Origin of the sequence: Corynebacterium sp. KPL2734, from assembly GCF_040225595.1 — a bacterium.
Classification (GTDB): Bacteria; Actinomycetota; Actinomycetes; order Mycobacteriales; family Mycobacteriaceae; genus Corynebacterium; species Corynebacterium rhinophilum.
Map to the genome: position 1 here is coordinate 22,489 of NZ_JBEHFO010000006.1, position 24,580 is coordinate 47,068.

Sequence of the window (24,580 nt, forward strand, 5' to 3'; positions counted from 1 at the left end):
AGGGCAGGCAAGGTGGCGGTAACCTAAGACAGGTTCCCGCCCCTTTTTCCTTGATACAAGGAGTATTCCCTTATGACAGTCGGTTTTCTCGTCCAGCCGGATCTCTCTCGCCGCACGATCGAATTCGAGCTGGAACACGCGAACCAATACCTCGGTGGCGCTGAAAAGGACCGGGTTTCCGTGGTCTTTCAGGATGACGGCACCACCTATGCCGCACTCTATAATCCAGAGGCGAAGCAGGAGGGAGCCGAGCCCAACCCCGTAGCGTCGCTTGCGCGCAATGCCGCAGACACGGGCAATTCCGCCTTCTTGCAAGACCCCATCCGCGCTATCAGCGGCCCAGTCATCTTTGTAGATGCCGAAGGCGACAACGACACCATCGATGAGGTCATCGCTTCCGTTAAGCACGGCATCCGTGCGGTGGAGAACTACCGCGAGGACTTCCCAGATGAGTACACCCTGTGGCGCGCTGCGGTGATTAACTCCACGAAGAGCGCATAAGCACGCCCCCTTTCAGCGCTCGGAGTGGCGCAGCCACGTGAGCACGGCCTTGACGCGGCGGTTGGCGTCCTCGGGCCGGAAGCCCAACTTCATAAAAACATTGGAGATATGCTTGCTTACCGCACCGGCGGTAAGAACGAGCTTGTCTTCGATTTCTTTATTGCTTAGGCCCTGCGCCATGAGCCCCAAAACTTCGCGCTCTCGGGCGGTTAATTGGCTCAGCCCCGTCCGTCGCGCGGAGAGCAGGGCAGTGACAACCTCTGAGTCGACGACTGTGCCGCCGCCTGCTACTTCTTCGAGAGTGCGCACGAATTCTTCCACATCGGAGACGCGCTCTTTGAGCAGGTAGCCGAATCCGCCGTGCTCCAAAAGCCGGTCCAGATAGCTTGCGGCGACGTATTGGCTGAGCACCACCACCGGTTGCGAGGGATCTGCCGCCCGCACATCGTGCACGGCACGTAGCCCATCATCGCTCATGGTGGGCGGCATGCGGACATCGGTGATGATCAGATCGAAGTCATCGCTGTCCGCGCAGGCCAGCAATTCCTCCGCATCGTTGGCCGTGGTCACGCTATGGCCCAGTGCCGCTAAAAGCTGTTCCAGCCCGGCGCGCAAAAGGGCGGAATCCTCTGCTAATAAGAGTTTCATTGGGCCTCCTGCAGCGGTAGTGCCATGGTCAATGTGGATCCTTGCCTTTCTGTTTGCGCGGGGGAGAAGTCGACAGTGCCGCCGAGGGCCGCCGCCCGTTCGCGTAGGCCGGCCAGCCCAGTGCCCATGGTAGTTTCGCCATTCGTGCCACGGCCTGTACCAGCGTCGACGCCATTACCAGTGACCGCGCGGGGATGCTCGGTATCGGGCCCACTAGGGGCCTGACCTGTAGAGCGGCCACCCGTACCGTTATCCCGGATGCTGAGGCGGAGATCATCGCCAAAAGAGATGGACACGGCGGCGGCGGTGGCTGCGCCGTGGGTGGATGCGTTGGTTAACGCCTCGGCTACCGCGTGGTAGGCCAGTAGCGCAGTCGTTTCTCCAATTGCGCGTTCCGCGCCTTCTACGTGCAGTTCCGCATCGAGCCCGCTGTGCGCCAAGAGTTCTTCGAGGGCGGGGATGAGGCCATCATCGAAAAGCACCTGTGGTGCAATACCGCGCACGGTCGCGCGGAGGGCGGATAAGGCCTGGGTGGCTTATGTTCGGCATCGGCAAGCGCCTGTTGAGCCTCGGGCGGGGATTGTAGCTTGGCCGCAGCCAGGTTGAGCTTGAGCGCGGTCAGGTACTGCTGCGGCCCATCGTGAAGCTCACGCTCGATGCGGCGGCGCTCGCCCGAAAAGGCATCAATAAGCGTGGCGCGCGAGGCCGCCAATTCCTGTGCGGAGGGGCTCAGGGCGAGCCGGGTGAGGGAAATGGAGGCTTTGACCAGCAGGCGGTTGAGCACTACCAGCAGGACGAGGAGCACGGCTGCTGCCAACCAGCACACGACAAAGATCAGTGGGCGATTATCGGTGGACCATTCGCCGATGTTGAATTCAGCCTGCGGAATAAACGGTGCGACCACCAATACGCCCGCGATAAAACCGACAAAGACCCAGTTGGCAAAGCAGGCCGCGCAAATGAGCAGCTGCAGGATGAGGTGATAAAACTGCTGCCAATCAAACCATCGATTGGCCCGCCGCGGGGAAATATTTTCGCCCATCCACGTCGCGCCGTAGCGGCCGATAGACTCCGCGGCGCGTGCGACCAGTGGAATCCACGGCAGCATGAGCACCGAAATCACCAGTCCCGGAAGAGCAAGTATTCCGAGGACGAGGCTCCACCCGTTGGCCTTGACAGTTCGCATATTCGTTCAGCCTAGCCGCCGCGCCGGGGTGGTGGCAGTAGAGCTAGCCCCACCATTTTTCGGGCAGCCTTCCCCATCGCGCGTGCGGGGCACGGCCGGTGGAATGGAGGGCATGTTGAAAGCACAGAATCTGAGCAAGCGCTACGGCAGCCATACCGCACTCGCCGAGGTGGACCTAAGCATCGAGCCGGGGGAATTTGTCGCGATTATGGGGCCATCCGGCAGCGGCAAGACAACGCTGTTGAACCTGCTATCCGGGCTGGATAAGCCCAGCTCCGGTACGGTCAACGCTCCGGGGCGCAAGGAGCGCGCCTTCGTCTTCCAGGACTATAATCTGCTGGAATCGCTGAATGCGCAGCGCAATGCCACGTTGACCGCGCGCTTTTCCGGCCGGCGCTGCAGCCGCGACGAGGTGCAGAAAACCTTCGCGTCTTTGGGGCTTGACGGACTGGAGCGCCGCTTGCCCGCGCAGCTGTCCGGCGGTCAGCAGCAGCGCGTCGCCGTCGCCCGCGCCTTGCTGGCTGGTGCGTCGTATATCTTTGCCGATGAGCCTACGGGCGCGCTTGACGATGCCACCGCCGAACTCGTCCTTGACCATCTGCGCACCGCCGCACGGGATGGGGCCGCAGTAGTTATGGTGACCCATTCGCACCTTGCTGCGGAAAACGCCGATCGCATCATTGAGCTCCAGGAGGCCAATCATGCTGGTGTGGCTTAAGGATTTACAAAGCAATTGGCTTTCGTGGCTTGCCGTTGCTTTGACCATGGTGGTCTCATCGGCTTCTTGCGCGCTGGCGGTGTCCATGTTGGTGGCCACCTCGGACGCGGACGATGATCCCACGGGGCCTCTCGGCGGCACCGTGCTGGGCATGGCGGTCTGCACAGTGGTGTTGATCACGCTGTCGCAGATGCGGCTGATTATTGAAGAACGCGAATCCGTGTACCGCTCGTGGCGTATGATTGGAATGCCTGGGTGGATGATCAATAGCTTCATCGTGGGGCAGGTGATTGCCGTGAGTGCTATCGCTGCGCTGATAGGGACCTTCCCGGCACGCCTGTTTGTTGAACCCATGGCCGCGGCCTTTCGCAGTGATGGGATTCCCATGCCGGAGTTAGCCATAACCCCGCTAGTCATCCGCATCGCTGTATCCATTTGCGTGGCATCGGCGGTCTGCGGTGCCCTAGTGCCACTGCGCCGGGTCTTTCGCCCGCGGGTGGAACCGCGCCGCGTGTGGGTGGTGCTGCGCTGCCTTGTGGCTGCCGGTTTGGTGGGCGGTGCCGTGTACGGCTGCCTGCAGATAGAGGAGCCGGCCGATAGCATCGCCGCTGCCATGGGGCTGGTCATCCTGGTGGCATTTATGACGCCATGGCTCATGCCCGCCGTGGACCAATGGACGCGACTATGCGGTATCGCCGGGGCCAATGTGCGGGTGCGCCGCCGCTTTTCCGTGCCCCATATCGTCCCGTGGGTGCTGTTTGGTGGCTTGATTGTCGCGGTCGGCTCGGGGATAAGGATGTTCAAAAGTAATATGGGCGACTTAGACACCTTGTCGTCGGGGCAGGTCTTCGCGGCGTTTCTCGGCCCAGTCGTGGCCCCAAGCATCGTTGGTGCGGTGTTGACTTCACTCATTATGCGCTCGCGCATCGCCAGCGATGTTCGCGGCCTGCGGTTGGCCGGTGCCTCACCAGCAGCGTGGGTGCGGGTGCAGGTGGGCGAGGCATTTTGCCTGACTGTTACTGCTGCGGTCCTAGTCATCGCCTTGAGCGTGGCGGTGGTCGCGGTGCTCAACGAGCTGTTGTATCCCGATTCTTATTCTGGGATGAGCGCGCTGCGGGAGAGCCTTGCCGGAGTGTGGTGGGCGCCGTTTGGCGCGATTTTTGGTGCAATGTTCCTTGCGCTGTGTGCGGTCAAGCTCATACTCGCGGGATTCCTGCGCTCAACCGCCCAGATCCGCATAAACTGATGGATGAATCGCCGATATTCTGATGGGGAGAACGCGCTCAAACTGATGGGTGAAACTCTGATATTCTGATGGGTGAAACGCACTCAAACTGATGGATGGGTTTAAAATGACTGGTCAAGAAGGCTATGTTTATCTTTCGCGAGTAGAGGATTCGCGGCTTCATGGAGCCCTGCAGCGATCCGGTGGAGTGTTGATAGAAGGCCCAAAGGGCTGTGGGAAATCCGCGACCGCTCGGCAAATTGCGGGCAGTCTTGTCCAGGTGGATACGGATTTAAACCTCGACATGCAGCTCAGCACCGTCCCGGATTTGGCGTTGGAGGGGGATACGCCGCGAGTTTTTGATGAGTGGCAAGAAAAACCGCAGTTGTGGAACTTGGTGCGGCATGAGATTGACCGTCGGCAAGCGCCTGGGCAGTTCATTCTTACTGGGTCGACTGCGCCAATGGAGGAACAATCCAGGCACTCGGGTGCGGGGCGTATCGCCAGGCTGCGGATGAAGACCTTCAGTTTTTATGAGTCGGGGCATTCTAATGGCGCAGTATCATTAGCCGAATTGGTAGCTCAGGAACCCCCGCAGTCGAATGGGGAAACGGTCGTGAATGTTGCAGGGATTATCGAGCGCATGGCGCACGGAGGCTGGCCCGCAAACCGGAATTATTCCGTTGAGGCGGCGCAGGAGAATCTGCGCAGTTATATCGATACTGTGGCCCACGTGGATATCAATGCCGCCGATGGTGTGCGAAGGGACCCGGTAAAAGTAACGACACTTATTCGTTCGCTTGCCCGTGGGGTAGCCACAGAACAGTCCATTTCTTCTATTGCTACCGATATTGGTGCGCAAAGGGCTACGGTCAGCGAGTACCTTGCTGCGTTGCAGCGCACCTTCATCGCGGAAGAACAATTGGCATGGTCCTCCCATCTTCGCTCGCGGGCTAGCCTGCGAACGGCACCGAAGAGGCATCTGGCGGATCCGGCGTTGGCCGCTGCTGCCGTGGACGCGTCCCCAGACAAGTTGCTGCGCAACCTTGCCTTTGCCGGGCAGCTTTTTGAATCCCAAGTAGTCCATGACTTAGCGGTGTTAAGTGGAAAGCGCATTTTTCATGCCCGTGACGCATCTGGGCTGGAAGTAGATGCGGTATTTGAGCTGGCGGGCAGGACCGTTTTCGTAGAAATTAAATTGGGGCAAAGCCAAGAGATCATTGAGAAGGCAGCAAGCAATTTGCAGGCGTTTGCAGAACGCTTTGAATGGGAGGTCCCGCCCGTCTTGATGATCGTGACGGGAGGAAACCTGAGCTTTCGGCATCCGAGCGGAGTACACGTGGTGTCCCTGACGCACTTGGCGCCGTAGCGCAGCCCGGCAACGGGGGTCGCGTCGTTGTTGAGGGTTAGCAGTCACGAGGGTAGAGTGCTAATCAGGTTGTTTGACCCACAGTTGTTCACCCGCGACGACGGCTGTGCTGGACATCCACAACCGGCACGCGCGCGCCATTAAGGTGCGCAAACGAACAATACGGAGGAAACATCATGGCAACTATTAAGCCGCTTGAGGACCGCGTCCTCGTACAGATCGTAGAAGCAGAATCCACCACCGCATCCGGCCTGGTTATCCCGGACTCCGCAAAGGAAAAGCCACAGGAAGCTACCGTTATCGCCGTCGGCCCGGGCCGCTGGGAAGATGACGATGACCGCATCCCCATGGACGTTAAGGAAGGCGACACCGTTGTCTTCTCCCGCTACGGCGGCACCGAGCTGAAGTACGACGGTGAAGAGTACTTGCTGCTGAGCCAGCGCGACATCCTCGCCATCATCGAGAAGTAGGAACTACTTATGGCAAAGCTTATTGCATTCGACCAAGAAGCCCGCGAGGGAATTCAGCGCGGCGTCGATACGCTGGCTGATGCCGTCAAGGTCACCCTCGGCCCGCGCGGCCGCAACGTCGTCTTGTCCAAGGCCTTTGGTGGCCCGACCGTTACCAATGACGGCGTGACCATCGCCCGCGATATCGACGTCGAGGAGCCCTTTGAGAACCTCGGCGCGCAGCTGGTGAAGTCCGTTGCGGTCAAGACCAACGACATCGCCGGCGACGGCACCACCACCGCGACCTTGCTGGCCCAGGCGCTCATCTTTGAGGGCCTGCGCAACGTTGCAGCCGGCGCTAACCCGATTGAGCTCAACCGCGGCATTTCCGCGGCGGCGGACAAAGCCGTCGAGGAGCTCAAGGCACGCGCCACCCCGGTCAACTCCGCTTCCGAAATCGCGCAGGTAGCCACCGTGTCCTCCCGCGATCCGGAGGTCGGCGAGATGGTTGCCGGCGCTATGGAAAAGGTGGGCAAGGACGGCGTCGTCACCGTCGAGGAGTCCCAGACCATGGACTCCACCGTGGATGTCACCGAAGGTATTTCCTTTGACAAGGGCTACCTTTCCCCGTACTTCGCTACGGAGGAAGAGACCAACCACGCCGTGCTTGACGATGCCGCCATTTTGCTCGTCCGCAACAAGATTTCTTCCCTGCCGGATTTCTTGCCGCTGCTGGAAAAGATCGCGGAGACCAACCGCCCGACCCTCATCATTGCGGAAGACGTTGAAGGCGAGCCGCTGCAGGCGCTCGTGGTCAACTCCATCCGCAAGGTCCTGAAGGTTGCCGCCGTAAAGGCACCGTACTTTGGCGAGCGTCGCAAGGGTTTCATGGATGACCTGGCCGTGGTTACCGGCGCCACCGTGGTAGACCCTGAGGTGGGCGTCAACCTGAACGAGGTCGGCCTTGAGGTGCTGGGTTCCGCACGCCGCGTGACCATCACCAAGGAAGACACCGTGCTTGTCGATGGCGGCGGCAGCGCCGCAGCCCTCGACGATCGCCGTGAACAAATCCGCGGCGAAATTGCCCGCACCGATTCCACCTGGGATAAGGAAAAGCTCGAGGAGCGCTTGGCCAAGCTCTCCGGCGGCGTCGCCGTTATCCGCGTCGGTGCCGCAACCGAGACCGAGGTCAACGAGCGCAAGCTGCGCGTCGAGGACGCCATCAACGCCGCCCGTGCGGCCGTGGAAGAAGGCGTCATCGCCGGCGGTGGCTCCGTGCTGGTGCAGATCTCCAAGGAGCTCGAGTCCTTTGCTCAGGACTTCGAGGGCGAGGCAAAGGTCGGCGTTCTCGCCGTTGCCCGCGCCCTGACCCGCCCGGCATTCTGGATTGCAGAAAACGCAGGACTCGATGGCTCTGTCATCGTCTCCCGCGTATCTGAGATGGCCAACGGTGAAGGCTTTAACGCCAACTCCCTGGAGTACGGCAACCTCATCGATAACGGCATCATCGATCCCGTGAAGGTCACCCACTCCGCAGTGGTCAATGCCACCTCCGTTGCCCGCATGGTTCTTACCACCGAGGCATCCGTTGTGGAAAAGCCGCAGGAAGAAGACAACGCTGAGGCCGGTCACGGCCATCACCACCACTAATTCCTGCGCTGCATAAAGCCCAGAGCCCGCCGCATCTTCCCCGCCAAGTCAGGGGAGGGCGCGGCGGGCTTTTGGTTTAGACTTGAAGCTCGTGGAGAGCATTATTATTACCGGCGCGCGGGAAAATAACCTGCGCGATGTTTCGGTGGAGATTCCCAAGCGCAAGCTAACCATTTTTACCGGCGTTTCCGGCTCTGGTAAATCCTCGCTCGTCTTTGATACAGTCGCCGCGGAATCGCAGCGCTTGGTCAATGAGACTTATCCCGGTTTTGTCCAAGGCTTTATGCCCTCGCTGGCTCGGCCGGACGTGGATAGCTTGGCGCACCTTACCGCCGCCATCGTGGTGGGGCAGGAGCCCATGGCAGCCTCGTCGCGTTCTACCTTTGGCACCGCCACCGATATCACTGGCCTTTTGCGCGTGCTGTTCTCGCGCGCCGCATCCCCGCGCGCCGGCGGCCCCGCGGCATATTCTTTCAACGTTCCCTCCGCCTCAGGCCAGGGCGCCATCGAGGTTAACGGCACCAAGGAGGTTCGCCGCTTCGAGCGCACCGGCGGCATGTGCCCGAAGTGCGAGGGCACGGGGCAGGTATCCGATATCGATTTATCCTGCTTGGTGGATGAGGAGCTTTCGCTTGCCGATGGCGCCATTATCTACCCCGGTATGAAGCCTGGCTCCTGGATGTGGCGCGGCTACGCCGAATCTGGCCTGTATCCCGATGATATTCCGGTGCGCGAGTTCAGTGAAGAGCAAAAGCACAACCTGTATTTCGCCGAGACCAAGACCAAGGTCGGCGGCGTCAATATGAGTTACATGGGCCTTGCCACGCGCTTGCGCACCAACGTATTGAGCAAGCCAGTCGAAAGCCTGCAAAAGCACATGCGCGCCTTCGTCGAGCAGGCCGTAGTCTTCGTTGATTGCCCTGAGTGCGCCGGCACGCGGCTGGCGCGCCACGCCCGCGAGTCCTATATCGCCGGCGCGTCCATCGCGGATGTCTGTGAGATGGAGCTTACGGATCTGCACGGCTGGCTCACCCAGCTCGATTTGCCCGGCGCCCAGCCGCTGGTAGATGCGATTTCTGCCGCCGTTGATACCGCCATTGAGCTGGGCCTTGGCTATCTCACCTTATCGCGCGCCACCGGGACGCTGTCCGGAGGTGAAGCCCAACGCACCCGCATGGTGCGCCACATGGGCTCGCCGCTTAGCGATGTCACCTATGTCTTCGACGAGCCCACCGCCGGCCTGCATCCGCACGATTGCGAGCGCATCAATAACCTGCTGCTTCGCCTGCGTGATAAAGGAAATACCATCCTCGTGGTTGAGCACAACCCGTCCACCATCGCCATCGCGGATCGCGTCGTGGATCTGGGGCCCGGCGCCGGCGCCGACGGCGGCACCATCGTCTTCGAAGGATCCCCTGCGCAGCTGCGGCGCAGCGGCACCGTAACCGCGCAGTACCTTGCCGATCCCGCCACGCTGAAAGAGTCGGTGCGCGAGTCCACCAAGGCTCTTGCCATCCGCAGCGCGCGGCACAACAACCTCCAAGGAATCGATGTCGATATTCCGGAGGGAGTACTCACGGCCATCGCCGGGGTGGCCGGTTCCGGCAAGTCTTCGCTGGCCGCGTGCCTGCCAGAGGTAGCAGGAGACAGGCTCTTGCACATCGGGCAAAGTGTCATTAAAGGATCGCGCCGGTCCAATGCCGCAACTTATACCGGCGCCCTCGACCCCATCCGCAAGGCCTTTGCCAAGGCCAATGGCGTAAAACCCGGCCTCTTCTCCGCTAATTCCGAGGGCGCGTGCCCAAAATGCAATGGCGCCGGCGTGGTGTACGTGGAACTCGGGGTCATGGACGGCGTGGACGTTCCCTGCGAGATTTGTCAGGGTCGGCGCTTTTCCGCCGACGTGCTGGAATACCGCCTGGGCGAGCTCAATATCGCCGATGTTCTCGAACTTTCCGCCTCCCGCGCCGCCGACTATTTGCGCAGCGTCAAAGTGCCCGCCGCCGCAAAGATTTGTGACACGCTCGTTTCTGCCGGCGTGGGCTATTTAAGCCTTGGCCAGCCGCTATCGACGCTATCTGGCGGCGAGCGCCAGCGCCTTAAATTGGCCGCGCACCTGGCCGATAAGAAGTCCACCGCAGACGTCATCGTGCTAGACGAGCCAACCACGGGCCTGCACCCCGCCGATACCGAACGCACCCTGCAATTGCTGGATCAGCTTGCCGATGCCGGCAATACCGTCATCTGCATCGACCACAACCTCGCCGTGCTCGCGCACGCCGATCACGTTATCGAGCTCGGCCCTGGTGCCGGCTCTGCCGGTGGGCACCTCGTCTTTAGCGGCACGCCCCAAGATTTGGCGGGCTCGACGGAGTCCCTCACGGGGCGCTATTTGCAGGAAGCGCTAGCCGCGGAAGGCTAACTCGAAGCGCCGCACTTCCGCGTGTGATCCCGCCCGCACGCGCCTGCTGCGAAAACGGGGTGAGCGCTTTGCGCGTTGGATTAGGCGTTGACCGTCGCGCGGCGGCGCTTGCGCAGTGCTACGACGCGCTCAGATTCGCTCATGCCGCCCCAGACGCCATATGGTTCTGCCGAACGCAGGGCGTGCTCGCGGCAGAGCTCAATAACTGGGCAGGAATTGCAAATGGCCTTGGCGCGGTTTTCACGCTGGGCGCGGGCGCGGCCACGCTCTCCGTCTGGATGGTAAAACACGTCCGAGTTTTCACCGCGGCACGCACCTTGCAACTGCCAATCCCATACATCTGCAGTAGGTCCGAGAAGAGACTTGGACTGAGACACGTTACTTAAGCTCCTTTAACAGGACGAGAATTCTTACTCAGGCGGCTGGTGGAGAGTCATCCGCGAACCGCAACGATTCGTAGTGTGTCGCGTCTTGGTAAACAAAGGGTTACTAGCATTTGACTTCCAGGTATTGCTTCCATTTATGTGACTTGTTAATGCCCTTTTACCTGCAGTAATGACTAAGGTTAACGAATTATGAATTTTGTTCTTTCTATGATGCAGATGGCATAAACCCTGTTGTAGAGCCACGGCAACCGCCGGCACAGGCTTCAGTGCGGGGCTTTTCTTGCTGGGGCATCGCCAAGCAAGAGCGTTGCCGTGGTTGCCGGGTCGCAGGTTTGCTGGTGTGTACCGTAGTTGGCCCTTTGCGCTCAATACCCCAGAGGAAATATGGTTGAATATCGATTTAAAAGTCTGCAGAGGGTGCACTCGTGAGCGATAAGGATAAAGAGCTAGCGGATCTCGTTCCGCTGGCCGCTGGTGGAAGCCGCCGCGCACTGCAATCTATCCTGCAAATTATTCATCCCCAGGTGCTGCGCTATTGTCGTGCGCGGATCGGCGGCGGGCGCCAGCCCACCGCGGAGGACGTGACCCAAGAAATCTGCCTCGCCGTCGCCACATCGATCGACTCCTATGAAGATAAGGGTCGGCCCTTCATGGCCTATGTCTACGGCATCGCTTTTAATAAGGTTACCGATGCCCACCGTGCCATGGGCCGCGATCGCTCCACGCCCGCCGAGGAGCTTCCAGAAAGTACTGCAAATGAGGCGACTCCCGAGGAATGGGCGCTAGAAAATGATGGTAGTAACAGAATGCGCGCCTTGCTCGATACCCTAAGTGACAAGGCAAAAAACATCGTTATTTTGCGCGTGTTCGTTGGTCTTTCGGCAGAGGAAACCGCCGATATCGTGGGGTCTACCCCGGGTGCGGTTCGCGTCGCACAACACCGAGCTCTCGCACAATTGCGAAAGGCCCTTGGGCAACAACTAGCCACTGAGGGCTAAAGCCACAACCCCCGCTCTAGAGACACGCGTAAACCTTAAGAAAGGAAGGAGGGACAGAAACCATCATGGCCTCCAAACACTCCAAAAAGAATAACGATGACCTGACGGAGCAGCTCCAGCCCTTGGTAGATGATGATGCATTCCTCACCGAGCTGTCGCAGGGCAAAGACCCCTCCAACGGCAGCGATGAGCTCGCTGGGTTGCTGCTAGGGCTGAAGGGGGACATCGATAAGCAGATGCCGCCTGCCCCGCGCGTGGACGGGGCAGAGGAAGAACCAGAAGTCATCAGCCTCGATAAGGCGCGGTCTCGCCGGCGTAATCGCCCCGTGATGCACGGACTTATCGGCGCGGCCGCCGCCACCGTCATCCTCGCCGGTGCGGGCGGGGTCATGGTTAATTCTGGCGTGTTTGATAGGCCGGATGAGACCCGCAACGTGGAGCTGGCCGGCACCTTAGATGAGATGGAATCCCGCGCGGCTGAGGGAGATTTCGAAGGCGCGCGCGAGCTTATGAAGGAAGCCCGCTCCAAGCTCGAAGAGGCTGAAGGCAAAGAAGAAAATGCCATCGCTGCCAAGGAGGGAGCCGAAAAGAAGCGCCCTGCCCGTCCGAAGACGAAAACCGTGACGGAAACTGCTACTGAGACCGCGCCGGGCCAAAAGCCGCAGGATAACCCCGAGCCAGCACCCAAAACCGTAACGGAAACGCAGTACGAGACCTCAACCGTGGTGGTAACGGAGCAGGCTCCGGCGAATCCGCAGCCGGAGTCTCGCGAGCCCGAAGAAGCACCCACCACAACCATTCAGTTGGGGGCGGGAGCCGAGTAATAACGAGAGCGGTGACTTACACGCCCTAGCGGTTTTCTAGGCCGTCGACGTAGCCCAGCGCGTAGTCCCACGGCACGTAGCGGCGCGGGTCGGGCTCTGCCCCCGGTTCGTGCACTGGGGCGAGTTCGCCCGCCAGTGTGGCGCGCATATTGGCGGCCATAATATCCCACTCGTAGAAGTGGTTTTCCTGGCAGTCTTCACACAGGAAGAAGATGCCATCGATCCCGCGTGGTCCGAGCACAGTTGCGAATTTCTCTACCAAGGCGAGATCGTGGATGAGGGCGACGCGGTCTTCATCGGAAAGCGGCATGACCTGCTCGTCCTCCTCCAGGAAGGACGCAGGGTCATTCGGATCGTCTGCAAAAGGATCGCGGGGCATATTGGCGAAGAAGTTCACGCCTGCGAGCCTATTGAACTTGCCCGCTTAAGGCAATTAACCCCTAGCCTGAATGGTGTCATTGGCTGGGCACGCACTACAGTTGAGGTAGCCGCTGAACCTGTTTAAGGAGATACCTCGATGAGCGATTACCCTATTCACACTGGTGGAGATGACCCGAACAAGGTAGCCCTGCGCGGCTTGACCTTCGATGACGTGCTTCTTTTGCCCGCCGAGTCCAATATCGTGCCCTCCGAGGTCGATACCGGCGCGCAATTTACCCGCAATATTCGCCTGGGCGTGCCGCTGGCATCCGCAGCGATGGATACCGTGACCGAGGCCCGCATGGCCATCGCCATGGCACGCCAGGGCGGCATCGGCGTGCTGCACCGCAACCTTTCTGCGGAAGCACAGGCCGAGCAGGTAGAAATCGTCAAACGCTCCGAGTCCGGCATGGTCACGGACCCGGTCACCGCCCGCCCCGAGATGACCATTGGTGAGGTCGACGCCCTGTGTGCCCGCTTCCGCATTTCCGGCCTGCCGGTCGTGGATGAGGACGGCACCTTGCTGGGCATTTGCACCAACCGCGATATGCGTTTTGAGCCGGACTTTGACCGCAAAGTCAGCGATGTCATGACCGCGATGCCGCTCGTCGTCGCGCGCGAGGGCGTATCCAAGGACGAGGCCCTGGAGCTTCTGTCGGCCAATAAGGTAGAAAAGCTGCCGATCGTTGATGCCGATAACAAGCTCATTGGCCTTATTACCGTCAAGGACTTCGTAAAATCCGAGCAGTACCCCAACGCCTCCAAGGATGCTTCCGGCCGCCTGCTGGTTGCCGCGGGCATTGGTACGGGCGAGGAGTCCTATCAGCGCGCCGCCGCGCTTGTCGATGCCGGCGTTGACGCCCTCGTCGTCGACTCCGCCCACGCACACAATAACCGCGTGCTCGAAATGGTCTCCCGCGTGAAGAAGGACTTCGGCGACAAGGTCGACGTCATCGGCGGTAACCTCGCCACCCGCGAGGCAGCCCAAGCGATGATCGACGCCGGCGCGGACGCCATCAAGGTCGGCATCGGTCCAGGTTCCATCTGCACCACCCGCGTCGTTGCCGGCGTCGGTGCGCCGCAGATCACCGCGCTGATGGAGGCCGCAGCCGTCGCCGCCCCCGTGGGCGTGCCGGTCATCGGCGATGGCGGCATGCAGTACTCCGGTGACATCGCCAAGGCGCTGGCCGCCGGTGCCGATACCGTCATGCTGGGCTCCATGTTCGCCGGCACCACTGAGGCGCCCGGTGACATCGTGGTCTACCAGGGCAAGCAGTACAAGCGCTACCGCGGCATGGGCTCCATGGGCGCCATGCAGGGTCGCGGGCTTTCCGGCGAAAAGCGCTCCTACTCCAAGGACCGCTACTTCCAGGCCGACGTGCGCAGCGAGGATAAGCTGGTGCCAGAAGGCGTAGAGGGTCGCGTGCCCTTCCGCGGCGAGATCGATGCCATCGTGCACCAAATCATCGGCGGCCTGCGCGCGGCCATGGGCTATACCGGCTCGGCCACCCTAGATGAGCTCAAGACCAAGCGATTTGTCCAGATCACCGCCGCGGGCCTGAAGGAATCCCACCCGCACCACCTGCAGCAAATCGCCGAAGCCCCGAACTACCGCTAGGACAATCATGCGTGAATACGCCGAAATCGGCATCGGCCGCGAGGCCCGCCGCACCTTTGATTTAGACCAGGTCTCCATCGTCCCCCAGCGCCGCACGCGCTCGTCCAAGGACGTGGATACCACCTGGAATATCGATGCCTATACCTTCGATACCCCCTTCGTTTCGCACCCCACCGATGCGCTCGCCACGCCCGAGTTCGTCATCGAGATGGGCAAGCAGGGCGGGCTCGGTGTCATCAACGCCGAAGGCCTGTGGGGCCGCCACGAGGACCTCGAGGGTGCCTTGGCGCGTATCTATTCCCAGCCGGGCGATAATTCCACCATTCAGGAGCTGCACGCCGCCCCGCTTGACGATGCCCTCCTTGCCTCCCGCATTGCCCAAGTGCGCGAGTCCGGCGTGACCGTCGCCGTGCGCGTTTCGCCCCAAAACGCCCGCGAGATGGCGCCCAAGGCCATCGCGGCCGGGGCCGAGTTACTGTTCATCCAGGGCACGCTGCTGTCCGCGGAGCACGTCGCCACCGGCGGCGAGCCGCTGAACCTGAAGGAATTTATCGGCTCGCTCGAAGTGCCCGTCATCGCCGGTGGCGTGGCCGACTACACCACGGCGCTGCACCTGATGCGCACCGGGGCGGCCGGCGTCATCGTGGGTGCGGGCGTGACGACAAACGCTGAAACCGTCGGCATCGATACCGCCATGGCCACCGCCATTGCCGATGCCGCCGCCGCCCGCCGCGACTACCTCGACGAGACCGAAGGCCGCTACGTGCACATCATTGCGGATGCGGAATTCGATAACTCCGGGACCATCGCCAAGGCCTTCGCCTGCGGCGCCGATAGTGTTGCGCTCGGCCCCCTTCTTGCCCAGGCCCGTGAGGCAGGCGGTAGGGGATGGTATTGGCCGGCTACCGCAGGCCACCCGCGGTTCCCGCGCGGATACGCGCAGTTCGCCGGCGTCGATACCGACCTCGATGTGGATTTCCTTACCGCAGGCGATGCCGCACCTGCGGCTGCGCCGAGCCTCGAAACCGTGCTGCACGGCCCATCCAGCGAACCATTCGGCCGCACCAACCTTGTGGGTGCGCTGCGGCGTGCCCTCGCAAAGTGCGGGTACACCGACCTGAAGTCCTTCCAGAAGGTCGAGCTCGCGGTTCGCTACTAAGTAGCGTGCGGCGCGCCTCGCACCGTGCAAGCCCGCGCCGCACGCCCCGAATCGCTTCATCTCGCGCAGCCGCGCTGCTGCGCAAGAGGGGCCCTTGCGCACCCCGATTCGCTTGCGCGCCCCGCGCCACCACGGCGCGAAAGCCGCCGCAATGCGCTACATGGGCAAGCGCTTCCTAGGCCGCGGGGCCTATGGGCTAGACTATGGGGCGTGACTAAGCCAAATACTACCCCGCGCCCAGTCCTCGTCGTGGACTTTGGCGCTCAGTACGCGCAGCTCATTGCCCGCCGCGTGCGCGAGGCCAAAATCTACTCCGAGGTTGTTTCCAACTCCGCCTCTATCGAGGAAATCAAAGCTAAAGACCCCGCCGCGCTTATTTTGTCCGGCGGCCCGTCGTCCGTCTATGCCGACGGCGCCCCAGCGCTCAAGCCTGAGCTGCTGGAGCTCGGCGTCCCAGTCTTCGGCATTTGCTACGGCTTCCAGGCCATGAACCACATCCTCGGCGGTACCGTATCGTCTACCGGTGAGCGTGAATACGGCCGCACCGATATCGACGTCAAGGGTGGCATCCTGCACGAGGGCCTCGAGCCCACGCACAAGGTGTGGATGTCCCACGGCGATGCCGTCTCCGCCGCCCCCGAGGGTTTCGACGTAACCGCTACCTCCGCCGGCGCCCCCGTCGCCGCGATGGAGTGCCCGGCCAAGCAGATGGCCGGCGTGCAGTACCACCCAGAGGTGTTGCACTCGCCCCACGGCCAAGAAGTGCTCACCCGCTTCCTCACGGAGATCGCCGGTCTGGAGCAAAACTGGACCGCCGATAATATCGCCGAGCAGCTCATCGCGGATATCCGCACCCAAGTAGGCGAGGAAGGCCGCGCTATTTGCGGCCTGTCTGGTGGCGTGGACTCTGCGGTCGCTGCAGCTTTGGTGCAGCGCGCCATTGGCGATCGCCTGACCTGTGTATTCGTCGATCATGGCCTGCTGCGCGCGGGTGAGCGCGAGCAGGTTGAAACGGACTTCGTGGCCTCGACCGGCGCCAAGCTGGTTACCGCCGACGAGCGTTCGGCCTTCCTGCAGAAGCTCGCTGGCGTGAGCGACCCCGAGGAAAAGCGCAAGGCTATCGGCGCGGAGTTCATTCGCTCCTTTGAGCGCGCCGTGGCCGGTGTGCTTGACGATGCCCCCGCCGGCTCCACCGTCGATTACCTCGTCCAGGGCACCTTGTACCCGGATGTCGTTGAATCCGGCGGCGGCGATGGCACCGCCAATATTAAGTCGCATCACAACGTTGGCGGCCTCCCGGATGACGTCGAGTTCGAGCTCGTCGAGCCGCTGCGCTTGCTCTTTAAGGACGAGGTGCGCGCGGTGGGTCGCGAGTTGGGCCTGCCGGAAGAGATCGTCGGCCGTCAACCCTTCCCGGGCCCGGGCCTAGGCATCCGCATCATCGGCGAGGTTACCGAGGAGCGCCTCGAGACTCTGCGCCAGGCGGATCTTATTGCCCGCACCGAGCTGACCAATGCCGGCTTGGATGAGCAGATTTGGCAGTGCCCGGTCGTGCTGCTTGCCGATGTCCGCTCCGTCGGCGTCCAAGGCGATGGCCGCACCTACGGCCACCCCATCGTGCTGCGCCCAGTATCTTCCGAGGACGCCATGACCGCGGACTGGACCCGCTTGCCGTATGACGTGCTAGAGAAGATCTCCACCCGTATCACCAACGAGGTCAAGGACGTCAACCGCGTGGTCTTGGATTGCACCTCCAAGCCACCGGGAACCATCGAGTGGGAGTAAAACCCACAAAACGGCATGCGTAGAAGGCGCTCAGTACTTGAGCGCCTTTTCGCATACCTGCGGCTAGTTGCGGGGTGTTACGGGTGGCCGCCAGACGATGCGACCGCCCACTCTTTCTAGCCGCCCGCGCCGGGGCGGGGCATTGGGGTCGTCGTCGTTGATGCCGTTATGGTAAGCACAGCACACGACGAGGTTTTTCATATTGGTCTCCCCGCCGCGACTCCAGGCCGTCAGGTGGTGGACCTGGGATAGATCTGCCGGTTGGTTGCACCCGGGCCAGGCGCAGCGTGGATTTTCCGCGGCCGCCATCATTCTTTGTTTATCGGTGGCCACGCGCGCCGTGCGGTAGAGGTTGACCGGCCCTTCTACCGGATGCACGAGGGTGACATAACCCGTTTCGCCGTCCCCGCTGCCGCTGCCGTTGGCGTCGCCGTCGCCATTGCCGTTGGGGCTGGGGCCGGGGGCGGAATAGCCGGCATCGTTAAGCACGCGGCGCAAGTACTCGGTACCGGACATGGTCGCACCGTTGGTGAGATCGAGCTGCACGTCATCGCCGTGGCCATCGCGGATGCGAATGAATTTCTCCAGCGGCACGACGGCGTTGGTTACCACCGTGGAGCGCGCGGCGCTGCCGGCGCCGAAGAAGATATCTTCCACCGCCTGCAGCGGCTTTTTATCAGTGGCCGTAATCGCGCCCTGCAGATCCGCGATGAAGCGAGAGGTCCCCGTAATGGCAAGCGTCCAGTAGTCATTGGGCCGCCGGTACGTGCGCACGCCGGGGCTGACCGTGGACTTTTTCATCTCGCGCACCCGGCGCCGAGCGTGTTTGATGATAACGCTCATCTCCGCAGACATCGCACAGCATTCCGCACGCAGCTCCCACGCCTGTTTCTTGCTGGGCGCGCGATTAACTACGCGCTCGATGCCGGCCAGGAGGGAAATGGGGTGGGCGTTGGTGCGGGCATCGGCAATGGCGCGGCGCTGCATCCGGCTAAAGGCGGTGCGGCCGTAGTAGCTTTCGCATAAAAGGAGCAGGTCGGCGGCGATGGTATCGGGCGCGCCGCGCTCCATAAGCTCAGCCCCAGAGAGCCCGCGGCACGCGGCGATGATGTCCATGCCGGGCGCGAGGGCGGTGAGGTAGGTCTCGAGTGCGTCCATGCCGCCTACGCTAGGGCGGTGTTAGCCCGCGCTCAATCGTTAGGGCAACCGCAAGGGCACAAACTGTGGATAACCCGGATCCGCAGCGCGAAAACCCGGGGAAATCCTGTGGAGAAGTCCCCGCAGTGTCGCATGGATTAGACAAAGGCCAGCCGGCGCGTGCCATCCACGTGGGGGAAGGCGATAAAACTGATGCATGAGACCGCAACCCACACCAGCGCCGAGCCCCACGCGGGCAGGCCCAGGATGGGCGCGAGCATGATGAGAAGCCATAGAATCATCAGCGGTACTAGCTGCGCGATGGTGGGGATGAGATCGGCATCGTGCCGGTCGGCATAGGAGCGCATCTCGCGGCGGTAGGGGTGGGCAAAGACCAAGACGAATGCCGCCACGAGGCAGACCGCGGCCCCAGATAGGGTGGCGAAGAAATGGGTGCGGGTGGTCAGCAGCGCGACGGTGGCGCCGAGCAGGATGGAGGATCCGAGGCGCACCCACGGCGGGGTGGGAATGGGGGTTGGATTCTCGCGCATAGCACCGTAGGCCTCGTTCAGGTTCATGCGCTTAAGACTACCATTCGAACATACAGTTGCATGTGTCCGGTTGAGGGTTCATACTGTGTGGGTGAGTCAAACGAACGTTCGCCTAGAAAAAGCGGTGGCAGGGCTGGATGGGTCCGACCGCGTTGCGGTGCTGCGCGCCCGCATGCAGGCGATGGAGCAGGAAGACGAAGACGAGCTGGTAGATACCGTTCCCCAGCTGGCGCGGCTACTTCCCGCAGGTGGGCTCGCCCGGCGGAAGGTGGTCTCGTGCGCGGAGTGTCCCGCGCTCGTGGTGGAGCTCATCTGCCATCTTACGGCCCGCGGGGGCCATGTGGGGATAGTGGGGTGGCCGGATCTTTCTCTCGCACAAGTTGCCGAAATGGGGCAGCTTAACAACGTGGTCACCGTCCCCGATCCGGGCCTGGAGTCATGGGCGGTAACCAGCGTGCTGGCAGAGGGCATGGACCTTATCATCCACCATGGCCCGCCCGGCGAGCTGAGCCCGGCCAAGGCGCGGCCGGTGTGGGCGAAAATCCGCGGCGGACAGGCTGCGGTGCTGACCGTGGGTGCGCGGCTGCCGGGCACCGCAGTGCGCATTGGGGCGGAGGTGAGTACATATCGGGGCATCGGCAAGGGCAGCGGGCGCATCCGCGGCGTGGATATTGATCTTGCGGTGGACTCGAAAAAGGGCACCGCGCGCGGGAGCCTTACCATGGGCGAGCCCCGCAGGTTGGCGGCCGTATGAGGGCGGCTGCGGTGTGGTTTCCGGATTGGCCCATCCAGGCGGTTGGGCAGGCAGGGCCGGTGTTGATCGCGCGCAATCACGCGGTATTGGTCTGCGATAGCGCGGCGCGCCGGGCGGGCATTCGGCGCGGGATGCGCCTGCGCCAGGCCCAAGCGATTTGTCCTGAGGTAAAGGTGGTGGAGGCGAACCCGGATAGGGATGGAGCGGCCTTCGCGGAGATTGCGGCGGGCCTGGATGCCGTGGCCTCGTCCGTGGAGGTGCTGCGGCCCGGCCTGGCCATCGTGGATGCGGGCGCGGCGCTGCGCTATCACGGGCCAGAAGCACTGGAGATGCTTGCCGATGCCACCGCGCACGCCGGCTTCGATTCCACCCTCGGCGTGGCAGACGAGATTGCCACGGCCATCATCGCGGCCCGGCACCACGGGGTAGGCGCGGTGGTGCCGGAGGGTGAGTCGCGGGATTTCTTGGCCGCCCAGCCCGTGAGCGTTTTAGCCGCGGAGGCCGCGCTGGGGTTTTCTGCGGAATTTGTGGTCCAGCTGCAGAAATTGGGTGTGCGCCGGCTAGGTGATGTGGCGGAGCTGCCGTTTAAGCAGGTGGTTACCCGGTTTGGGCAGCAGGGAAAACGCGCGCACGAGGTAGCACACGCGCGGGCGGACCGGCGAGTATCCCCGGAAATGGCGCGGCCTGACCTGTCCGTTAGCAGCGAGCAATCCATCGAACGCGTGGATGCGGCGGCGTTCGTGGCCCGGCAACTGGCCGCGCAGCTGCACGTGCGGTTGGCGGAGGCGGAAGTGGTGTGCGTGCGCCTGCGCGTGGTGGCGGAGCTGGCAACTGGCGAAACCGTGGCTCGGGTATGGCGCACTCATGAGGCGCTCACGGAGCAGGCGACCGCGGACCGGGTGCGCTGGCAGCTGGATGGGTGGCTTACGGCGGCGCGGTCGAGCGGCAAGGACGGTGCCGCGATCGTGCGGCTGGTGCTTGAGCCGGTGGAGGTGGCTAGGCCGCAGGCCGATGGCCTCTGGGGCGGGGATGCCTCACAGGAACAGGTCAAGCGGGTGATTTCGCGCGTGCAATCGCAGCTGGGCATAGACCGCGTCTTGCAGCCGCGGGCCGTCGGTGGCCGTGGGGTGGCCGAGCGTATCGAGTACGTTCCCTATGGGGAGCAGCGCGATGCCACGCCGCAGGGCAGCTGGCCAGGCAGGATCCCCGCGCCGCTTCCCGCCCGCCTAGGCGGCGGGCCGAACCACCCGGCCGCGCGCATTCGGCTTATCGATGCCGCCGCGCGGGACGTCATCGTCACCGCCGAGGCCCTCCTATCCTCTGTGCCCGTGGCACTCGGGTGGGGCGCGCACCGCTACCGCATTATTGGCTGGGCTGGGCCGTGGCCGGTGGATACGCAGTGGTGGACCGAACAGCCGCAGTACGCGGCGCGGCTACAAATTGTGGGCCAGGCTGAACGGGAGCAACGCCAGCGCGCCTGGCTCTTGGTGTGGTCAGAGGGGCGCTGGCGCGTGGAAGCGACGTATTAGGAGCGAATATCTACCACGAGGCGCGTGGGATTTTCTAGCACCTGCACGGAATAAGGCTTGCGCTGGTTCATACCGATGACAAACTGGCTGCGGCCCTCATAGGTGCGGCCGTTGACCACTTGGGTAATAACGCCGCCGGCGGGGGCATCGACGATGCCGATGCGCGGCTCGTCAATGCCGGCCTCAAACGGATAGACCACGCCATCGATATTGACATTGAGCGCGGTATCACCGGCATAGTTAATGGGTTGGCCGGAGCCTTGCTGCTTGGGGTTATCGGCGTAATCCACGAACCAGCCTGGGGAACCCTCGCCCTCGAGCTCGAAGACGGCGCGCTCGAAACCATCGTGCTGGCCCACGCGTACCTTGGTTACCACGAGCTCCGAGGGGGCTTCTGGGCGCAGCGTTTTCATGCTCATATCCGCCTCACCCAGCGGGTTGATGTGCGAGTTTCCCACAGAGGCCGCCATGGTGGTGTCATCCGCTGATTCGGTGCTGCAGCCGGTGAGGAAGGCTGCGGCGGCAAGCAGGAGTGAGAGGCGGGCTTTATACATGACCACTAGAGTATAATTTCCATTAATTACTGCCTAGCGTTGGGGGCAGATCTTGACCGAATTGTTGCCAAATATGTGAGCTGAGTTGCAGACGGGTTAGGCTAGGGTACATGACCGATTTCTGTTCAGATTACCAGGTGGAACCGCTGCCCGGCACGGCGAAAAAAGAGTCCGTGTTTGTCCTCTTTGAGTGGCCCGGCGGCTGGTCGCGCGATGTGCTTGATGGCGATACTTTCGGCCCAGAACTCACGGCCCAGCTGAAGAAAAAGCTCAAGGGCCAGGCCGGGCTGCAATTGATTCGCCGCCCCGGCCGCGATGGCCGCCAGATCGGCACCATGCACCGGTGTTACCTGGTGTGGGCTGAGCAGGGCGTGATGGAATTGGTCCTTTTGACCGGTCCGGAAAAGATCCTGGATCTGGATCTCACTGCGCCGGGTCGCAACGGGGGAGGATCCCTCGATACGCCGCTGGTTTTGGTGTGCACCCATGCTAAGCGCGATAAGTGCTGCGCCGTGAAGGGCCGGCCGCTCGCCGCGGAGCTGGTGGAGGATTACCCGGATATGGTGTGGGAGACCTCGCACACGAAGGGGCACCGCTTCGCGCCCTCGGTCATGCTCATGCCGTGGGCCTATTCCTTTGGCCGGATGAATAAGGAAGCCGCCGCGCAGATGATTGCGGCGGCGGCGGAAGGGAAATATTTCTACCCGGTCAATCGCGGGCGCGGCATTTTCGGCCCGCGCGGCCAGGTGGCGGAGTTGGCGGTAGCGCGCGAGCTTATCGATGCCTCTGAGGACCTCTACTACGGCCAGCTCTACGCAGAAGACGCACAGCAGGGCACCGTGGTCACGCATGCCGATGGCCGCCGGTGGAGCGTGGCCCTTGAGCAGCGCGCCGTGGAAGGAGTGGTTTCTTCCTGCGGCGACGCACCCAAGACCGGCAAGGCGCTTGTGGCCACGGATGTGGAGCTTATTAGCGGCGCATAACCTTGGAGGATAGCCAGTTGCCAAAGAACTGCGCGGCCTGCACCAGCACGATGATGATAAGCGTGGCCACGACGGTGACTTCCCACTCGAAGGCGCGGTAGCCGTAGACGATGGCGAAGTCACCCAGTCCGCCGCCGCCGACGTAGCCGGCCATGGCGGACATATCCACGATGGCGATAAACAGGAAGGTATAGCCCAGAATCAGCGGGCCGAGGGCCTCCGGGATAATCACGGAGGTAATGATCTTCCACGGCGATGCGCCCATGGCGCGGGCGGCCTCGATAACGCCTGGGTCGATGGCCACGAGGTTTTGTTCCACCACGCGCGCTACGGAGAACGTGGCGGCGATGACCATCACGAAGGTGGCCGGTTCGCGGCCGATGGATCCGCCCATCACGGCGACGGTGAGTGGCTGCGCAAACGCCAGCAAAATAATAAACGGGATGGGGCGAACGAAGTTCACCAGCAGGTTGACCACCAGGTAGACGGCCTTATTTTGCAGGATGCCGCCCGGGCGGGCGGTGTAGAGCAAGATGCCGAGCCCCAGGCCCAAAATGCCGGCGACGATGAGGGTGGTCGAGACCATGATGAGGGTGTCGACGATGGCATCGACAAGCGATCCGCCCAAGCGGTCCCAGTCGGCGGCGGCGAGATAGTTGACGTTCATCGTTCAATCTCCTCAATTTGAGTGGTGGCAGATAGGGCGCGGTAGAACTCTTCGATGGCGGCATCGTCACCGCTCAAGCGCACGGTGAGCTTGCCAAAGGAGTGCTGTTGCAAGGTGGTAATACCGCCGTGGACGACGGCGATGGATACGCCCGCATCCTTCAGCTTGGCGGCGGCGCCGAAGAAGCCCGATTCCTCGGTCAGGTTGATGGTAAACAGGCGGCCTTCATGAACGAGCAGGTCATCGGTTTCCACCACGTCGGGCTCATTGCGCAGCGAGGTAGCGACGAACTTGGCGGCCACGGCGGTCTGGGGATTGGAAAAGACCTGGTAGACGCTGCCTTGTTCTACGACGCGGCCATTTTCCATCACCGCAACCTTATCCGCGATGGAGCGCACGACCTCCATTTCGTGGGTGATGACCACGATGGTGATGCCGAGCTCCTTATTCACCCGGCGCAGCAGGTCGAGGACCTCCTGCGTGGTGGTGGGGTCGAGGGCGGACGTGGCTTCATCGGCAAGCAGCAGCGAAGGATTCGTGGCCAGGGCGCGCGCGATGCCCACGCGCTGCTTCTGGCCGCCGGAAAGCTGTTCCGGGTAGCTTTTCCCCTTATCTCCCAGGCCAACAAAATCCAGCAGCTCCTGCACACGCTGTTGGCGCTCGCGCTTGCCGATGCCCTGCAGCTGCAGCGGGTACTCAATATTGCCCGCCGCAGTGCGGGAGTTCATGAGGTTAAACTGCTGGAAGATCATGCCGATATTGCGGCGGATGCCGCGCAGCTTCTTTTCGGACATGCCGACGATATTCTGGCCATCGAGCAGCAGCTCGCCGGAGGTGGGCGTATCCAGGCCGTTGATCATGCGGACCAGGGTGGATTTGCCGGCGCCGGAGTAGCCGATGATGCCGATGATCTCGCCGGAATCGACGGTCAAGGAGACATCGTCAAGAGCTTTGACCTTGGCCTTTTTCTGCTGGAAGACCTTGGTGATATTGCGGAACTCAATGCGAGTGCCGTTCTGGGTGGAATCTGCCACGGGTTGCGTCCTT

General features: G+C 62.3%; 25 protein-coding genes. 15 read left to right on the forward strand and 10 right to left on the reverse strand.

Annotated features, from left to right (window positions below):
- Positions 1–72: 72 nt before the first annotated feature.
- Positions 73–501, forward strand: a complete 429-nt coding sequence (locus tag ABRP88_RS05485; RefSeq protein ID WP_349836547.1) for a hypothetical protein — start codon at positions 73–75, stop codon at positions 499–501.
- Between the two features lie 12 nt (positions 502–513).
- Here the strand turns inward: ABRP88_RS05485 and ABRP88_RS05490 are convergent, their stop codons facing one another.
- The 3 genes from ABRP88_RS05490 to ABRP88_RS05500 are packed head-to-tail and all read right to left on the reverse strand — an operon-like array spanning position 514 to position 2,335.
- A complete protein-coding gene (locus ABRP88_RS05490; protein ID WP_349836548.1) occupies positions 514–1,149 on the reverse strand; it encodes a response regulator in 636 nt (211 codons plus the stop codon).
- On the reverse strand, positions 1,146–1,631 hold the full coding sequence (locus ABRP88_RS05495) for a sensor histidine kinase (RefSeq protein WP_349836549.1): 486 nt from the start codon (positions 1,629–1,631) through the stop codon (positions 1,146–1,148). The genes ABRP88_RS05490 and ABRP88_RS05495 overlap by 4 nt, the downstream gene beginning before the upstream one ends.
- Positions 1,553–2,335 carry a histidine kinase gene (locus ABRP88_RS05500; RefSeq protein ID WP_349836550.1) on the reverse strand — a complete coding sequence of 261 codons (783 nt, stop codon included), beginning with the start codon at positions 2,333–2,335 and terminating at the stop codon, positions 1,553–1,555. The genes ABRP88_RS05495 and ABRP88_RS05500 overlap by 79 nt, the downstream gene beginning before the upstream one ends.
- Before the next feature lie 112 nt (positions 2,336–2,447).
- On the opposite strand from ABRP88_RS05500, the gene ABRP88_RS05505 reads away from it, so the two are divergent.
- The 6 genes from ABRP88_RS05505 to ABRP88_RS05530 all read left to right on the forward strand — a co-directional run bounded on the left by ABRP88_RS05505 (position 2,448) and on the right by ABRP88_RS05530 (position 10,168).
- The gene (locus ABRP88_RS05505; RefSeq protein ID WP_349836551.1) at positions 2,448–3,053 is read left to right on the forward strand and encodes an ABC transporter ATP-binding protein; all 606 of its coding nucleotides are present in this window, start codon (positions 2,448–2,450) and stop codon (positions 3,051–3,053) included.
- Positions 3,037–4,299, forward strand: a complete 1,263-nt coding sequence (locus tag ABRP88_RS05510; protein WP_349836552.1) for an FtsX-like permease family protein — start codon at positions 3,037–3,039, stop codon at positions 4,297–4,299. The genes ABRP88_RS05505 and ABRP88_RS05510 overlap by 17 nt, the downstream gene beginning before the upstream one ends.
- Positions 4,300–4,405: 106 nt before the next feature.
- Positions 4,406–5,647 carry an ATP-binding protein gene (locus tag ABRP88_RS05515; protein WP_349836553.1) on the forward strand — a complete coding sequence of 414 codons (1,242 nt, stop codon included), beginning with the start codon at positions 4,406–4,408 and terminating at the stop codon, positions 5,645–5,647.
- A 176-nt stretch (positions 5,648–5,823) separates the two neighbouring features.
- Positions 5,824–6,117 carry a co-chaperone GroES gene (groES, locus tag ABRP88_RS05520; protein WP_005277188.1) on the forward strand — a complete coding sequence of 98 codons (294 nt, stop codon included), beginning with the start codon at positions 5,824–5,826 and terminating at the stop codon, positions 6,115–6,117.
- A 9-nt stretch (positions 6,118–6,126) separates the two neighbouring features.
- Positions 6,127–7,746, forward strand: a complete 1,620-nt coding sequence (groL, locus tag ABRP88_RS05525; protein ID WP_349836554.1) for a chaperonin GroEL — start codon at positions 6,127–6,129, stop codon at positions 7,744–7,746.
- 91 nt (positions 7,747–7,837) lie between these two features.
- On the forward strand, positions 7,838–10,168 hold the full coding sequence (locus ABRP88_RS05530) for an AAA family ATPase (RefSeq protein WP_502879865.1): 2,331 nt from the start codon (positions 7,838–7,840) through the stop codon (positions 10,166–10,168).
- An 80-nt stretch (positions 10,169–10,248) separates the two neighbouring features.
- Here the strand turns inward: ABRP88_RS05530 and ABRP88_RS05535 are convergent, their stop codons facing one another.
- Complete coding sequence (locus ABRP88_RS05535) at positions 10,249–10,545, reverse strand: WhiB family transcriptional regulator (protein WP_023016784.1); 297 nt, start codon at positions 10,543–10,545, stop codon at positions 10,249–10,251.
- Between the two features lie 434 nt (positions 10,546–10,979).
- Between ABRP88_RS05535 and ABRP88_RS05540 the strand changes: the two genes are divergently transcribed.
- Complete coding sequence (locus ABRP88_RS05540) at positions 10,980–11,552, forward strand: sigma-70 family RNA polymerase sigma factor (RefSeq protein WP_284796240.1); 573 nt, start codon at positions 10,980–10,982, stop codon at positions 11,550–11,552.
- A 65-nt stretch (positions 11,553–11,617) separates the two neighbouring features.
- Positions 11,618–12,376, forward strand: coding sequence for a hypothetical protein (locus tag ABRP88_RS05545; protein ID WP_349836556.1), 759 nt, complete (start codon positions 11,618–11,620; stop codon positions 12,374–12,376).
- A 25-nt stretch (positions 12,377–12,401) separates the two neighbouring features.
- Here the strand turns inward: ABRP88_RS05545 and ABRP88_RS05550 are convergent, their stop codons facing one another.
- Positions 12,402–12,773: a DUF5319 domain-containing protein gene (locus ABRP88_RS05550; RefSeq protein WP_349836557.1), complete on the reverse strand. Its 372-nt coding sequence runs from the start codon at positions 12,771–12,773 to the stop codon at positions 12,402–12,404.
- A 120-nt stretch (positions 12,774–12,893) separates the two neighbouring features.
- Between ABRP88_RS05550 and guaB the strand changes: the two genes are divergently transcribed.
- The 3 genes from guaB (at position 12,894) to guaA (ending at position 17,358) form a co-directional block, all read left to right on the forward strand.
- Positions 12,894–14,414: an IMP dehydrogenase gene (gene guaB, locus ABRP88_RS05555; RefSeq protein WP_349836558.1), complete on the forward strand. Its 1,521-nt coding sequence runs from the start codon at positions 12,894–12,896 to the stop codon at positions 14,412–14,414.
- A 7-nt stretch (positions 14,415–14,421) separates the two neighbouring features.
- Positions 14,422–15,573 carry a GuaB3 family IMP dehydrogenase-related protein gene (locus ABRP88_RS05560; RefSeq protein ID WP_237791468.1) on the forward strand — a complete coding sequence of 384 codons (1,152 nt, stop codon included), beginning with the start codon at positions 14,422–14,424 and terminating at the stop codon, positions 15,571–15,573.
- Between the two features lie 210 nt (positions 15,574–15,783).
- Positions 15,784–17,358: a glutamine-hydrolyzing GMP synthase gene (gene guaA, locus ABRP88_RS05565; RefSeq protein WP_296086873.1), complete on the forward strand. Its 1,575-nt coding sequence runs from the start codon at positions 15,784–15,786 to the stop codon at positions 17,356–17,358.
- Positions 17,359–17,421: 63 nt separating this feature from the next.
- On the opposite strand, the gene ABRP88_RS05570 is transcribed toward guaA, so the two are convergent.
- Both ABRP88_RS05570 and ABRP88_RS05575 read right to left on the reverse strand, forming a co-directional pair.
- On the reverse strand, positions 17,422–18,516 hold the full coding sequence (locus tag ABRP88_RS05570; protein WP_349836559.1) for an HNH endonuclease signature motif containing protein: 1,095 nt from the start codon (positions 18,514–18,516) through the stop codon (positions 17,422–17,424).
- 137 nt (positions 18,517–18,653) lie between these two features.
- Positions 18,654–19,073 carry a hypothetical protein gene (locus ABRP88_RS05575; RefSeq protein WP_005277210.1) on the reverse strand — a complete coding sequence of 140 codons (420 nt, stop codon included), beginning with the start codon at positions 19,071–19,073 and terminating at the stop codon, positions 18,654–18,656.
- A gap of 64 nt (positions 19,074–19,137) precedes the next feature.
- Between ABRP88_RS05575 and imuA' the strand changes: the two genes are divergently transcribed.
- Both imuA' and ABRP88_RS05585 read left to right on the forward strand, forming a co-directional pair.
- Positions 19,138–19,800: a DnaE2-dependent mutagenesis accessory factor ImuA' gene (gene imuA' / locus ABRP88_RS05580; RefSeq protein ID WP_502879866.1), complete on the forward strand. Its 663-nt coding sequence runs from the start codon at positions 19,138–19,140 to the stop codon at positions 19,798–19,800.
- On the forward strand, positions 19,797–21,329 hold the full coding sequence (locus tag ABRP88_RS05585) for a DNA polymerase Y family protein (RefSeq protein WP_349836561.1): 1,533 nt from the start codon (positions 19,797–19,799) through the stop codon (positions 21,327–21,329). The genes imuA' and ABRP88_RS05585 overlap by 4 nt, the downstream gene beginning before the upstream one ends.
- On the opposite strand, the gene ABRP88_RS05590 is transcribed toward ABRP88_RS05585, so the two are convergent.
- Positions 21,326–21,883 (reverse strand): AMIN-like domain-containing (lipo)protein, encoded by a 558-nt coding sequence (locus ABRP88_RS05590; protein WP_349836562.1) that lies wholly within the window; start codon positions 21,881–21,883, stop codon positions 21,326–21,328. The two genes, ABRP88_RS05585 and ABRP88_RS05590, sit on opposite strands and share 4 nt — an antisense overlap.
- A 110-nt stretch (positions 21,884–21,993) precedes the next feature.
- Between ABRP88_RS05590 and ABRP88_RS05595 the strand changes: the two genes are divergently transcribed.
- Positions 21,994–22,866 carry a sucrase ferredoxin gene (locus tag ABRP88_RS05595; protein ID WP_349836563.1) on the forward strand — a complete coding sequence of 291 codons (873 nt, stop codon included), beginning with the start codon at positions 21,994–21,996 and terminating at the stop codon, positions 22,864–22,866.
- On the opposite strand, the gene ABRP88_RS05600 is transcribed toward ABRP88_RS05595, so the two are convergent.
- On the reverse strand, positions 22,853–23,533 hold the full coding sequence (locus ABRP88_RS05600; RefSeq protein WP_023030155.1) for a methionine ABC transporter permease: 681 nt from the start codon (positions 23,531–23,533) through the stop codon (positions 22,853–22,855). The genes ABRP88_RS05595 and ABRP88_RS05600 overlap by 14 nt on opposite strands.
- Positions 23,530–24,567, reverse strand: coding sequence for a methionine ABC transporter ATP-binding protein (locus tag ABRP88_RS05605; protein WP_349836564.1), 1,038 nt, complete (start codon positions 24,565–24,567; stop codon positions 23,530–23,532). The genes ABRP88_RS05600 and ABRP88_RS05605 overlap by 4 nt, the downstream gene beginning before the upstream one ends.
- Positions 24,568–24,580 lie beyond the last annotated feature (13 nt).